Source organism: Solibacillus silvestris, from assembly GCF_051967575.1.
Lineage (GTDB): Bacteria > Bacillota > Bacilli > Bacillales_A > Planococcaceae > Solibacillus > Solibacillus silvestris_B.
Genome location: NZ_JBQCJW010000002.1, coordinates 130,166 through 142,457, shown reverse-complemented (window position 1 = coordinate 142,457; position 12,292 = coordinate 130,166). Strand labels below are relative to the sequence as shown.

At 40.0% G+C, this 12,292-nt stretch carries 13 protein-coding genes and 1 pseudogene; 11 read left to right on the top strand and 3 right to left on the bottom strand.

The features are described 5' to 3' along the window. Window positions 1–90 precede the first annotated feature (90 nt). Together ACTHOQ_RS01970 and ACTHOQ_RS01965 are read left to right on the top strand one after the other, a co-directional pair. The gene (locus ACTHOQ_RS01970; protein WP_440493987.1) at window positions 91–1,689 is read left to right on the top strand and encodes an ATP-binding protein; all 1,599 of its coding nucleotides are present in this window, start codon (window positions 91–93) and stop codon (window positions 1,687–1,689) included. A 15-nt stretch (window positions 1,690–1,704) separates the two neighbouring features. Further along, a complete protein-coding gene (locus ACTHOQ_RS01965; protein ID WP_440493986.1) occupies window positions 1,705–2,412 on the top strand; it encodes a response regulator in 708 nt (235 codons plus the stop codon). Between the two features lie 630 nt (window positions 2,413–3,042). Here the strand turns inward: ACTHOQ_RS01965 and ACTHOQ_RS01960 are convergent. After that, window positions 3,043–4,011, bottom strand: coding sequence for a 4-hydroxy-3-methylbut-2-enyl diphosphate reductase (locus ACTHOQ_RS01960; RefSeq protein ID WP_440493985.1), 969 nt, complete (start codon window positions 4,009–4,011; stop codon window positions 3,043–3,045). Between the two features lie 220 nt (window positions 4,012–4,231). On the opposite strand from ACTHOQ_RS01960, the gene ACTHOQ_RS01955 reads away from it, so the two are divergent. Together ACTHOQ_RS01955 and ACTHOQ_RS01950 are read left to right on the top strand one after the other, a co-directional pair. Next, window positions 4,232–4,510 (top strand): YuzB family protein, encoded by a 279-nt coding sequence (locus ACTHOQ_RS01955; RefSeq protein WP_440493984.1) that lies wholly within the window; start codon window positions 4,232–4,234, stop codon window positions 4,508–4,510. Between the two features lie 21 nt (window positions 4,511–4,531). Further along, window positions 4,532–4,627: pseudogene (locus ACTHOQ_RS01950) on the top strand (NAD(P)-dependent oxidoreductase); the annotation flags it as partial. A 143-nt stretch (window positions 4,628–4,770) separates the two neighbouring features. On the opposite strand, the gene vrrA reads toward ACTHOQ_RS01950, so the two are convergent. After that, on the bottom strand, window positions 4,771–5,214 hold the full coding sequence (vrrA, locus tag ACTHOQ_RS01945; RefSeq protein ID WP_440493983.1) for a VrrA/YqfQ family protein: 444 nt from the start codon (window positions 5,212–5,214) through the stop codon (window positions 4,771–4,773). A gap of 159 nt (window positions 5,215–5,373) precedes the next feature. On the opposite strand from vrrA, the gene ACTHOQ_RS01940 reads away from it, so the two are divergent. The 4 genes from ACTHOQ_RS01940 to ACTHOQ_RS01925 all read left to right on the top strand — a co-directional run bounded on the left by ACTHOQ_RS01940 (window position 5,374) and on the right by ACTHOQ_RS01925 (window position 9,808). Next, window positions 5,374–6,684 (top strand): DEAD/DEAH box helicase, encoded by a 1,311-nt coding sequence (locus ACTHOQ_RS01940; RefSeq protein ID WP_440493982.1) that lies wholly within the window; start codon window positions 5,374–5,376, stop codon window positions 6,682–6,684. A 70-nt stretch (window positions 6,685–6,754) separates the two neighbouring features. Continuing rightward, on the top strand, window positions 6,755–7,645 hold the full coding sequence (locus tag ACTHOQ_RS01935) for a deoxyribonuclease IV (protein ID WP_440493981.1): 891 nt from the start codon (window positions 6,755–6,757) through the stop codon (window positions 7,643–7,645). Between the two features lie 116 nt (window positions 7,646–7,761). After that, complete coding sequence (gene dacB / locus ACTHOQ_RS01930; RefSeq protein WP_440493980.1) at window positions 7,762–9,180, top strand: D-alanyl-D-alanine carboxypeptidase/D-alanyl-D-alanine endopeptidase; 1,419 nt, start codon at window positions 7,762–7,764, stop codon at window positions 9,178–9,180. A gap of 13 nt (window positions 9,181–9,193) precedes the next feature. Beyond that, entirely contained in the window at window positions 9,194–9,808 is a 615-nt protein-coding gene (locus tag ACTHOQ_RS01925; RefSeq protein ID WP_440493979.1) for a pyroglutamyl-peptidase I, read from the top strand. Between the two features lie 89 nt (window positions 9,809–9,897). On the opposite strand, the gene ACTHOQ_RS01920 is transcribed toward ACTHOQ_RS01925, so the two are convergent. Then, complete coding sequence (locus tag ACTHOQ_RS01920; protein ID WP_440493978.1) at window positions 9,898–10,146, bottom strand: isopropylmalate synthase; 249 nt, start codon at window positions 10,144–10,146, stop codon at window positions 9,898–9,900. A 95-nt stretch (window positions 10,147–10,241) separates the two neighbouring features. On the opposite strand from ACTHOQ_RS01920, the gene ACTHOQ_RS01915 reads away from it, so the two are divergent. The 3 genes from ACTHOQ_RS01915 to ACTHOQ_RS01905 are packed head-to-tail and all read left to right on the top strand — an operon-like array spanning window position 10,242 to window position 12,277. Further along, entirely contained in the window at window positions 10,242–10,988 is a 747-nt protein-coding gene (locus tag ACTHOQ_RS01915; protein ID WP_440493977.1) for a metal ABC transporter ATP-binding protein, read from the top strand. Window positions 10,989–11,003: 15 nt separating this feature from the next. Beyond that, a complete protein-coding gene (locus ACTHOQ_RS01910) occupies window positions 11,004–11,870 on the top strand; it encodes a metal ABC transporter permease (protein ID WP_440493976.1) in 867 nt (288 codons plus the stop codon). Continuing rightward, window positions 11,867–12,277 carry a Fur family transcriptional regulator gene (locus ACTHOQ_RS01905; RefSeq protein WP_440493975.1) on the top strand — a complete coding sequence of 137 codons (411 nt, stop codon included), beginning with the start codon at window positions 11,867–11,869 and terminating at the stop codon, window positions 12,275–12,277. Before ACTHOQ_RS01910 ends, ACTHOQ_RS01905 begins: the two co-directional genes overlap by 4 nt. The last annotated feature ends 15 nt before the right edge of the window (window positions 12,278–12,292 follow it).

Here is a 12,292-nt window from a genome sequence, read left to right as displayed (position 1 = left end):
CATTTATCTTGAAACTTTTATGAATGCTGTAGAAAATCTCCGAACATTCCATATGTTTGTTATATTATATAGCAAAAAAGGAGGCACAAAATGAAAATTAAACAATTAACGATGAACGGAAAAATTGTGCTGCTTACATTTTTCATTATTGCCTTTTCCTTTTTAGTGGCGGGAATCTTAATGTTAAGCAATTTAACACGGGAACATGAAGAAACGCTAGGTCAGCGTGCCATGCTGGTGGCAAGGACAGTTTCCGATTTGCCGGACATTCAAAAGCAGCTTGAAGAGCAGAATTTACAAGTGGCGCAAACAAATATTACACATATTGTTCATGACATTGAAATTATCAATAAAGCAGAATACATTGTCGTTATGAATATGAATCGCATAAAATTATCACATCCATCCCCGAACCAACTTGGACAAAAGAGCAATTCAACGGATATGCATGCTGCATTTAGCGAGAATTATTATATTTCAAAAGCAATTGGAGAACAAGGCAAGACAATCCGGGCTTTTGTACCAATTTTAAACGAGCAAAAAAGACAAGTTGGCGTTGTCGTCGTTGGCTTTGCATTGCCGACATTTTGGGATATACTTGCCGAAAATATGACCGGTATCATTGTGACTGTATTGCTTTCCATTCTTTTTAGCATTTGGGGGGCGCATATATTAGGCCGTCATATAAAACGCCAAATGTTCGGATTGGAGCCTCAGGAAATAGCCAAGATGTATGTCGAGCGTACCGAAACCTTCAATGCGATGCATGAAGGAATTATCGCGGTGGATAAAAATATGGTGATTACGATTTTCAATAAAAAGGCAAGCCGCATTTTGGGGGTAGGCGGCAATCCTAAAATGTATATTGGCAAAAATATTTATGATGTGCTGCCAGATACGCGCCTTCCTGAAATTGTTGAAAACGGGCTTGCGGTGTATAACCAAGAAATTTATGTGAACAATCACAGTATTCTAAGCAATCGCATCCCGATTTATGTAAATGGCAAAACGGTCGGTGCGGTAGCTGTTTTTAAAGACTTGACTGAATTTAAACAACTTGCCGAAGAATTGACAGGTGTTAAGGCATTTGTCCAGGCATTGCGCATTCAGACACATGAATACAAAAATAAGCTGCATACGATTGCAGGCCTTTTACAGCTTGGTCATAATAAGCAGGCACTCGATTATTTATCGCAAGTGAAAATTCAGCATGATCAAGTGACAAAATTTCTGAATGAACGCATTTATAATGAAAATATATCAGGCTTATTACTAAGTAAAATAAGTCGCGGCAATGAACTTGGTATTGAGGTAACAATCGATGAAGAAAGTCAGCTGACAAGATTTCCTGAGCTGTTGGATCACCATGATTTTGTTTTATTGTTCGGCAACTTGATCGAAAATGCCTTTGATGCACTTGTAGGGGTGGAGCGGAATCAAAAGGAAGTAGTGATATCCATTGATGATAACGATGGTATGCTGGCGATTATGGTGACGGACAACGGTATCGGGATTTCCGAAGAAAATCTGCAGCAAATCTTTGAAAGCGGATTTTCGACGAAACAAAACGAAAATAGGGGCATTGGTTTATTTTTGATTAATGAAATTGTGAAAAAAGGTAATGGTACAATAGAGATATCGAGTGAAGTGAACAAAGGCACGACATTTATCCTGACATTCGAGTTTTAAGAGAGGGGCTTTTTCGTGAAGACCATTCAAGTATTATTAGTAGAAGATGATCCGATGGTGCGTGAAGTAAATCGTCAATTTATTGAGCGTGTGGAAGGATTTAAAGTAATCGATATGGCATCAAACGGAATTAAAGGGGTCGAAAAAATTAAAGATCTATTGCCGGATCTAGTGGTGATGGACATATTTATGCCAGAGCAAGATGGCATTGAAACATTGCGTCAAATTCGTCAGCAAAATATAAATATTGATTGTATTTCCGTAACAGCAGCTAATGATGTACAAACGATCCAGCAAATTTTGCATTTAGGTGTATTTGATTATATTATGAAGCCATTTACATTTGAACGGATGGAGCAAACGTTAATCCAGTACCGTCAATTCAAAGAGAAGATGCATACAGCAGAGGATGTTACACAAGCAGAACTGGACGAAATAATCGGCCAAGCATGGCAGCAAAAAGAAGAGGTCGTACAAATAGCCTCCATTGCCCAGGAGCTTCCTAAAGGCTTTAATCGCGCAACGATGGATAAAGTATTGCTTTTTTTAAAACAAACTGTAAACGGTGCCTCGGCGGATGATGTTGCATCAGGCATCGGTGTAGCCCGTGTCACAGCACGTCGCTATTTGGACTATATGGAGAAAAATCATTTAATCAGGGTTGATATTCAATATGGAAGTGTAGGGAGACCGATTAATCAGTATTTTATCCTCCCGCTATAAAACATGCTGAGACAAAACAAAAATACGGTTTTTCTCTATGGGGAAAGTAATATTTTTGCAGACGGTGAAATTGGTTTCCGTTGCGGGACGCTTTTTAGGGATAGGGAAAGCTAAGGATTTTAAAAATCTAGAAATCAACTGAAGGTTTTCAGTTTAAAGCATTAGGGATGGATGGCCTTTCCCTAATTAAGATGCATCACAATTTAGGGCAAGTAAAATAAGCGTAGAATTTCCGGTTAAAGGAAGCGAAATCCTCTATTTTTACGTTTTTCAAATCAATAGGCGGAAATTCTACCTCTATTTAGGCTGTTTTTCGCACAATTTTCTAAATAAGCGGAAATTTTCCGTCTATTCATCTGATGAGGAGCTTAACCTGATTTCCAAACCGATAAGAGCGGGCACCCTTCATACCCAATGCAAGAACCAGCTTTTTTAACTGATTAGGTAAAACTAATTTCTTTTCACCTAGATAATAAAATAGTCCTCAAAATGAATACAGGCGCATTTCCTGAAGAAATGCGCCCGATTGCTAGTTTTATGAAAAACCTGCTAATTGAAGCTGAAGTCCTGAAAAAAACAGATTATCAGCGTCCTTTTGCAGTTTCCCTGGGAGTCGCCCCTTCATATCAATTAATATGGCATTATTTTTTCGACAGGTTTTGGCGCTTTAATTTTTGGCAAAATTTTGTCCAGTGTAACCGAGCGTACGATTTCATGTGTCGAAGGATCATTTTTATCAAACTTATCCAAGAACGAAATTACTTCTTTTACGATTGGCGTCGGTGTGGATGCACCTGCTGTCACTGCAACTGTTTCAACATTTTCAAGCCATTCGATTTTCAGTTCTGAAATATCGGAAATACGGTAGGAAGGTGTGCCTGCAATCTCCACTGAAACTTGTGTTAAACGGTTGGAGTTGTTTGACTTCGGATCACCAACTACAATTAACAAATCAGCCTCACCCGCTTGTTCTGCAACCGCCTCTTGACGTACTTGTGTCGCTAAGCAAATTTCCTTATGCACTTCGACATGCGGGAATTTTTCTTTTAAACTATCCATCAGGAAAGCGACGTCCCATTGACTCATCGTCGTCTGGTTTGTAACGAGAATTTTTTCATTTTCAAATGATAAATTATCAATATCTTTCATCGACTGCACTAAATGAACATGGTCGGGCGCTACACCAATTGCGCCTTCTGGTTCAGGATGCCCTTTTTTACCGATGTAAATAATGTCATAGCCTTCCGCTGTTTTTTCGCGGATCAAATCATGTGTCACTGTAACATCCGGGCAAGTGGCGTCAATTGATACAAGACCTTTCCGCTTAGCGATTTCGCGGATTTCCGGTGATACGCCGTGAGCTGTGAAAATAACAGTACCTTGTTCCACCTGTTCAATAATTTCTTTGCGATTATCCCCATCCAATGTAATGATGCCATCTTGTTCAAATGCGTCTGTAACATGTTTATTATGCACAATCATACCTAAAATATAGATTGGTCTTGGTAATGTTGGATCAAGTGCAGCGTTGCGTGCGATTACCATAGCATCAACTACTCCATAACAGTAACCACGAGGGTTAATTTTAATAACTTTCATTGTACGAAACTCCTTTCAAAGCCCTGTAACTTTATTATATAGGACGTCTATGCTTTATTCAAAGTTCGCTTACCGATTTCTATGCTAAACTATGATATTAAGGGAATTCAACAGCCAAAAAAAGTTGTCTCATGTTATTTTGCGGAAATACCGGCAATGATTTGTATTAAAAATTCGGTATAATGTAAGAAATAAAAGTTAGATAAAGCGGGGGAAGGAAATGGCGTTTTCATTTTTTAAACGGAATAAAAATCAAACATTAAAAAATCAAGTGGAGTTTTGCATGACGAATTTATCGCTTGGTGCTGCAGATGCGTATGATGTGCTAATTGAGCGCGATGATGTGGATATAACGGAATCAGGGTGTACATCAAACTGTGAAATTTGTGAGTGCCATATATTTGCGATTGTAAATGGCGACTTAATAAAAGCGGAAGATGCAGATGAGCTATTGCAAAAAGTTGAAAAAGAGCTGGAAGAAAACTCGGTCTTATTTTAATGCAGCATCAATACAGCTTTTGTAGCCATAGCGTTTGCTAAAGAAGGCGCAAATTTAGCAATAAATTATTTGGAAAAAGAAAATCGGATGCAAACGAAACGGATCATTGAAAAAGAAGAGTGTCAAGCAATCTTTGATTAAGGGGAATTGTAAAGCAGAATAAAAAGCTACTCCATAACAAAAAAGAGTAGAGTCGTATGCCGCAACAAAAAAATATGACTCTGCTCTTATTTTGCATAAAATGGGTAGCTTTTTTTGTTTTACTCAAAAGGCGGCTGAAAAATCATCGGCACGGAAGGTTTTGGTGTTGCAGAACGGACGGGCTCCTCTGTTTGCCTAGAAGGTCTTGCCCTAAAAGGTCTTTCTTTTGGCATGGCAACAGTGGAGGATTCCAATGGATCATCAGGCGTGTCTTTGAAGCCTTTGTATAGCCGCCACAAAGCCGGCAAATTTTTAAACATCGGGGCAGCCTGCTGTATATATGGGGTAAATTTTTGCGCATTATTAAATAATGAGTTTGCACCTGCCAAAAATGATTCGAGTTTCGGTGCACCTCCGACAGCTTGCGGCGGTATTTGAGGTGGTACAGGTATTTGGTTCATATAAGGTGATCGCATTACATAAGGTGCATACATCGGAAAACGCGGTGCAACTGGCGCTCTATTCATCAAAGCTTGAGGTGGAAAGTAATATGGTGGGCGCATAACGAACTCCTTTCTTAAAATCGTCATGAAATTGCACAATTCTTTCATAAATTCATCTCAACTGTTTGACGTTGAAACTATTTATCGTTATGATATGCAGATGGTCACTTAAATGTACGAAACATGGTACAATAGGACAGATGTAAGGAGGTACGAAAAATGTCAAAATATACGGATTATCAATTCAAGCCATTTTTGCAGGACGCCATTGCTAAGCTTGGATTTACAGAGCCGACACCGATTCAAAAAGAAATGATTCCGCTCGTATTAAAAGGCAAGAGTGCAATCGGACAAGCACATACAGGTACAGGGAAAACACATAGTTTTTTATTGCCGATTGTGCAGCGCATTGCAGAGGAAAAACAAGAAGTACAAGCAGTTATCACGTCACCGACACGAGAATTGGCACAGCAAATTTTCGATGCGTTAAATCAACTTGTTGAAGGAACGGAAATTTCAACAAAATTATTTATCGGCGGGACAGATAAACAACGTACAATCGATCGTTTAAAAACACAGCCGCAAATCGTAGTAGGTACACCAGGGCGCATTAAAGATTTAGTGAAGGAAAATGCGCTGCTCGTACACACTGCACCAATTCTTGTAGTGGACGAAGCCGATTTAGCATTCGATATGGGCTTCATTGAAGATATTGATGGCTTTGCGTCACATATGCCCGAGAAGCTTGAAATGTTTGTATTCTCTGCGACAATCCCGGAAAAATTAAAACCGTTCTTGAAGAAATATATGGATGCACCTGTTCATATTCATATGAATGATAAACGCCCTGTAGCGGAAGGTATTGATTTTGTATTAGTACCGGTGCGTTCAAAGTCACGCAACAGTCGCTTAATGGATGTTATTAAAGGGATTAACCCATTTTTAGCTGTAATCTTCTGCAATACGCGTAAAACTGCTGAACATGTAGCAGGCTTTTTAGCGGAGCAGGGCATTCGGGCAGGGCAAATTCATGGCGATTTATCCCCGCGCGACCGCAAAAAAATGATGAAGCAAATCCGCGACTTGGAATTCCAGTATATCGTAGCAACAGACTTGGCTGCACGCGGTATTGATATTCAAGGAATTTCACATGTCATCAACTACGAAATCCCGGAAGATTTGGAGTTCTTCATTCACCGTGTTGGTCGTACAGCACGTGCCGGCTCAAAAGGAACAGCGATTACGTTATACCAGCCGGAAGATGAGGATGCAGTTGTACGCATCGAAAAAATGGGCATTCCATTTGTACAAAAAGATATTAAAAATGGCGAATGGTCTGATTTGAAAGACCGTCACCAGCGTGCCAACCGTAAAGGTGAGCGTAAAGAAGATGAAATTGATGCAAAAGCCAAGGCCCTAGTACGTAAGCCGAAGAAGGTGAAGCCAGGCTATAAACGTAATATGAAATGGGAAATGGAAAAAGTTAAAAAACGTGAACGCCGTATTAAAGCGCGCCGCAACAATAAATAATGATACAAGGGGCTGCTTAGAATGATATTTCTGCGCAGCCTGTTTGTTCGTTAAATGGAGGGAAAGCAGAATGTTATTAGGTTCACATGTTTCAATGAGTGGCAAGAAAATGCTTTTAGGTGCAAGTGAAGAAGCGCTTAGTTACGGTGCGAATACATTTATGATCTATACAGGCGCACCCCAAAATACGCGTCGTAAGCCAATCGAAGAGCTGAACATTATGAATGGTCTATTGCATATGAAAGAAAATGGCCTTTCTAATATCGTTGTACATGCGCCATACATCATTAACTTAGGCAATACGACAAAGCCTGAAACTTTCGAGCTGGGCGTGAATTTCCTCCAGGAGGAAATTAAACGCACAGCCGCATTGGAAGCAACGCAAATCGTCCTGCATCCAGGTGCTCATGTTGGTGCAGGTGTCGAAGCGGGAATTGCGCGCATTGTAGAAGGCTTAAATGAAGTGCTGACACAGGATTATCCTGTACAGATCGCATTGGAAACGATGGCTGGTAAAGGCTCCGAAATCGGCCGTACATTTGAAGAGTTGGCCCGCATTATAGATGGTGTAGCAAACAATAAACGATTATCGATTTGTATGGACACATGTCATATTCACGACGCTGGCTACGATGTCGTAAATGATTTTGATGGTGTTTTAAATGAATTTGATAAAGTGATCGGTTTAGATCGTTTAAAGGTGCTGCACATTAATGACTCAAAAAATGTACGTGGCGCAGCGAAAGACCGTCATGAAAATATCGGCTTCGGCGAAATCGGCTTTGAAGCGATGAAATATATCGTTCATCATCCACAGTTGATGCACTTGCCGAAAATTTTGGAAACACCATTTGTCGGTGCAGATGCAAAAAATAAAAAAGCGCCGTATTTACATGAAATTGCGATGCTTCGCGATAGCGAATTCCGCCCAGCATTAATCGATGAAATGCGTGTTCAATAAGAATTAAAAACCATGCTTTGCACAAATTTGATGCAAAGCATGTTTTTTTACATTTTTAATGGCATAATTTGATATAATGAATTTACAGTAAATTAAAAAAAAGCGGAGGAACAGTTATGAAAAAGCTTATACAGCTTGTCTTGTTATTTGTGTTATTCTTGTCATTGCCTATTCAAAGTTTCGCGTCGATTAACGGAGCTGTTACTACAAATTTAGGGAAAAGCAATGTGGCGGTGACGATTCGCGATGTAGAGAGCGGTAAAATCGTCTATTCTCATAATGGGGATAAGCTTATGCGTCCAGCCTCAAATATGAAGTTAATCTCCGGAGCGGCGGCACTGTCGATTTTAGGGGAAGATTACCGCTTTACAACGGATTTATATATGGACGGCACAATGGACGGCAATATGCTAAATGGCAATATTTACATAAAAGGCAGCGGTGATCCGACATTAAAGAAAGACGATTTTTTGGAATTCGCAAAAATACTGAAGCGCAATGGAATTCGAACAGTCAATGGCCATTTAATCGGGGATGATACCGTATTTTCCGGCAGTACATTGCCACCCGGTGTTGATAAAACAGACGAGTCGTATTATTTCGGGGCCCGCACTTCCGCGATTACAATGTCACAGAACGATGATTTTGATGCAAGTACGATTATTATTACAGCAAAGCCTGGGAAAGTAGGAGCCAAACCAAGCTATACGATTGAACCGAATTTAAGCGGGATGGTCATTTCCAATCAGGCGAAAACCGTTAATAAAGGCAATAAAAATACGCTGACGATTAAGCGGGCATACAATACAAACCGGATAATCATTTCCGGAAACCTTCCACAAGGGAGCAGTGTGAAGGAATGGGTGACATTGCAGGACCCTTCGAAAAACACGATGCAGGCGATTAAGCTGACATTGCAAAGTTCAGGCATTCAGTTTTCGAAGCAGTCAAACATCAAAATAGGAAAAGTGCCGCAGCAGGCAAAGCTGCTATATACAAATGAATCCCGTTCCTTATCGGCAATATTCCCGGCATTTATGAAGTTGAGCAACAACAGCATAGCCGATATTATGGTAAAGGCTATGGGAAAACAGCAGTTAGGTGAAGGAAGCACAGTAAAAGGTGTATCAGTATTAAAAACATATGGTGAGTCACTGAATATACCGATGGATAACTGGCGTTTCGTGGACGGCTCTGGTCTGTCCAATTTAAATCGCATCACGGCTAATGGTCTCTCGCAACTTTTATATGAAGTCCGGCAAGAGCCATATTATGATACGTTTTTCAATTCATTGCCAGTCGCAGGCAATAAAGAGCGTTTTGTCGGTGGAACATTGCGGAAACGTTTAACGAATGCCGATTTGCAAAACCGCATTTTCGCGAAAACAGGATATATCCCAAATGTTTATACGCTGTCAGGCTATATAAAGGGGCAAAGCGGTAAACAGTATATTTTCTCCATTTTACTGGAAAACAAAGCGAACGGAAATTTATATATTGACCGTACAATGGCATCGCTTGTAAAAAATTTATAGAGGTGTAGAGCGAATGGTAAAATTATTATTGACGGGGTTTGAGCCCTTTTTAACAAACCCGATTAATCCGACGATGGATATTGTGCGCGCATTAAACGGAAAAAGGATCGATCAATATGAAATTGTCGGCCATGTACTGTCTGTAGATTTTCAAAAAGCGCCGGAACAATTTTTAAAGCTTATCGAAGAAGTGAAGCCTACGATCATTGTGTCGTTAGGCTTGGCTGCAGGCATAACGAAAATTTCGCCCGAACGTGTCGCCATCAATGTGAAAGACGGGGAAAAAGATAATGCCGGCAATGCCTTTGAAGACGCGCCTATTCGGGAAAATGGGGATGTTGCTTATTTTTCGACATTGCCGATCCGAAAAATTGTCAACCGTTTGAATACGGCCGGATTTCCTGCAGCGATCTCCAATTCTGCAGGGACATATTTATGCAATAATATTATGTATGAAGGCTTATATTACGCGGCAAACAATGAAAGAATCAAGGCTGCAGGGTTTATTCATATACCCGCATCATTTGAGCTGGCAATCCAACATGGCCGAATTCCGGGCTGGTCCGCACGTGATTTGCAAAAAGCGATTGAGCTTGCTTTGGGCGAATGTGTACAGAGCATTCAGTAATTTTCTATGAAAAAGTAGTATAAGCTTGGTAGTATAGCAATATTTCAAATGGAAAATTGTTATACACCAAGCTTTTGTTATGGAAATATTTAAAGACCAATTGTTTTTAGCAGTTTTTTATATCTTTTTGTACCGATAAGCTGTTCGACTTCCTCTTGCACCTTTTTGGGGATTCCATAAATGCCCCAACTGATGGAGGCATTACTTAAAATTTTCCGCAGTTCCTTAATTTCCTCTAATGAAAAATCAAGTTGTTGCTGCTTCGCGAATTTTTGCAGCTGTTTATCATTCATTCCTTTGAAATTTTCCAGCCATTGCAATATTTGAATTGTTTTCATCCTCTCAAATTGATTTACTTTACACAAACCAAAAAGTCCATTATACTAACAAAATGCAAATCGTAATGATTTTGAATTAGAAAGAAGCGAATGAAATGAAAAAAACATTAATAGAATTGAAAGATTTATCCTTTCAATATGAATACACACATGTTCTGAAAAATATTTCCTTGCGTGTTGATGAAGGGGACTTTCTCGCTTTACTCGGACAAAACGGCTCGGGTAAATCAACACTTCTTAAATTAATTTTGGGCTTGCTGAAACCGGCATCAGGGGAAATCAAGCTTTTCGGTGTACCGGCAAGCCAGTTTAAGCATCGGGAATGGATTGGCTACGTATCGCAAAAATCGAATGCTTTTAACTCAGGTTTTCCAGCAACGGTTGAGGAAGTCGTGAAAAGCGGCTTAACACAAAAAGCAGGCTTATTTAAAAGATTGCCAAAAGATGCCGATTTCCTCGTGAAATGTGCATTGAAAGATGTGGGGATGGAACAATTTGCAAAGCGCAATATCGGCCAGTTATCAGGCGGACAGCAGCAGCGCGTTTTTATTGCGCGTGCACTTGTGTCTGAGCCAAAGCTGCTTATATTGGATGAGCCGACTGTTGGAATAGACCGTGAAAATGTGCAGGCATTTTATGATATGCTCGCACACTTAAATGCGCATCATAATATGACGCTAATTTTAGTGACGCATGATGTTGACACTGTTTCAGACCGTGTGAGCCATGTTGCTTGCTTAAATCAGACAATTCATTTCCACGGCTATAAAAATGACTTTGATACAATTTCGGAAGAGCAGCGCCAAAGCTGGCATGGTCATTCTGTCCGGAAGATTCATTAAGAGGAGTAGGCAAAAATGATCGAAGCAATATTAAATTATGAATTTTTACAAAATGCCTTTTTCTCAGGGCTTGTTATCGGGGTAATCGCGCCCCTGCTTGGTGTATTTATCGTAGTAAGACGTCTTTCATTGATCGCGGATGCTTTATCACATGTTACACTGGCGGGGATTGCAGGAAGTCTATATTTAAGTCAATCATTTGCGGCGCTTGCGTTATTGAACCCAATCTATTTAGGGATTGTCGCTTCGGTGAGCGGCTCGATTTTAATTGAGCGTTTGCGTCGCCTATATAAGCATTATGAAGAGCTGGCAATTCCGATTATTATGTCTGGAGGCATCGGGATCAGCGCCATTTTAATTTCATTGGCAAGCGGCTTTAATACGGACTTAATGAGCTATTTATTCGGTTCTGTTTCCGCCGTGTCAAGACAGGATTTATATGTCGTACTGGCAATTGCCGCTGTAGTCATCTTATTTTTAGTGCTGTTTTTTAAGGAGCTTTTTGTTTTATCATTCGATGAAGAGTATGCAAAGGCAAGCGGCTTGCCTGCGAAATGGATTCATTTATTATTCATGATTGTTGTCGCATTAGTCATTGCTGCGAGTATGCGCATCGTCGGGATTTTACTCGTATCAAGCTTAATGACGTTGCCTGTTGCGGCTGCGATGCGTTTGGCGCGCGGCTTTAAAGAAGCGATAATTTTGGCGATTGTATTTGGGGAGCTGGCGGTTATTGTCGGATTAGTCTCCGCATTTTACTTGAATTTGGCTCCTGGTGGGACAATTGTTGTGACATCAATTATTATTTTACTATTTGTCATATTTATTAAAAAATTACTATTGAAAATTTCTATTAAATCGGAAGGGGAAGAGATACTGTGAATGCAACACGCGCATGGGAAATATTGAAGGATAATGGCTATAAAAAAACGGATAAACGAGAGTTGATATTGGATATGTTTGCGGCTACGGATAAATATTTGACAGCTCGTGATTTGCTGACAGTATTGAAAAAAGACTTCCCGGGCATGAGCTTTGATACGATTTATCGTAACTTGGCAACATTTGTTGAATTGGATATTTTAGAAGAAACAGAATTAAATGGCGAGCGCAATTTCCGTATGCATTGCGAGTCAGATCATCATCATCATCATTTTATATGCCGCGATTGTGGCAATGTGAAGGAATTATCGGTTTGTCCAATGGATATGCTCGGTGAAAAGCTGCCGGGCTATGTCGTTGAGGCACATAAATTTGAAATATACGGCAAATGTCCGGATTGCCTCTGACAGTTAAAATATTAT

Coding starts and splice junctions, on each gene's coding strand:
- ACTHOQ_RS01970 (WP_440493987.1), top strand. CDS start 91: ATGAAAATTAAACAATTAACGATGAACGGAAAAATTGTGCTGCTTACA.
- ACTHOQ_RS01960 (WP_440493985.1), bottom strand. CDS start 4,011: ATGAAAGTTATTAAAATTAACCCTCGTGGTTACTGTTATGGAGTAGTT.
- ACTHOQ_RS01955 (WP_440493984.1), top strand. CDS start 4,232: ATGGCGTTTTCATTTTTTAAACGGAATAAAAATCAAACATTAAAAAAT.
- vrrA (WP_440493983.1), bottom strand. CDS start 5,214: ATGCGCCCACCATATTACTTTCCACCTCAAGCTTTGATGAATAGAGCG.
- ACTHOQ_RS01940 (WP_440493982.1), top strand. CDS start 5,374: ATGTCAAAATATACGGATTATCAATTCAAGCCATTTTTGCAGGACGCC.
- ACTHOQ_RS01935 (WP_440493981.1), top strand. CDS start 6,755: ATGTTATTAGGTTCACATGTTTCAATGAGTGGCAAGAAAATGCTTTTA.
- dacB (WP_440493980.1), top strand. CDS start 7,762: ATGAAAAAGCTTATACAGCTTGTCTTGTTATTTGTGTTATTCTTGTCA.
- ACTHOQ_RS01925 (WP_440493979.1), top strand. CDS start 9,194: ATGGTAAAATTATTATTGACGGGGTTTGAGCCCTTTTTAACAAACCCG.
- ACTHOQ_RS01920 (WP_440493978.1), bottom strand. CDS start 10,146: ATGAAAACAATTCAAATATTGCAATGGCTGGAAAATTTCAAAGGAATG.
- ACTHOQ_RS01915 (WP_440493977.1), top strand. CDS start 10,242: ATGAAAAAAACATTAATAGAATTGAAAGATTTATCCTTTCAATATGAA.
- ACTHOQ_RS01910 (WP_440493976.1), top strand. CDS start 11,004: ATGATCGAAGCAATATTAAATTATGAATTTTTACAAAATGCCTTTTTC.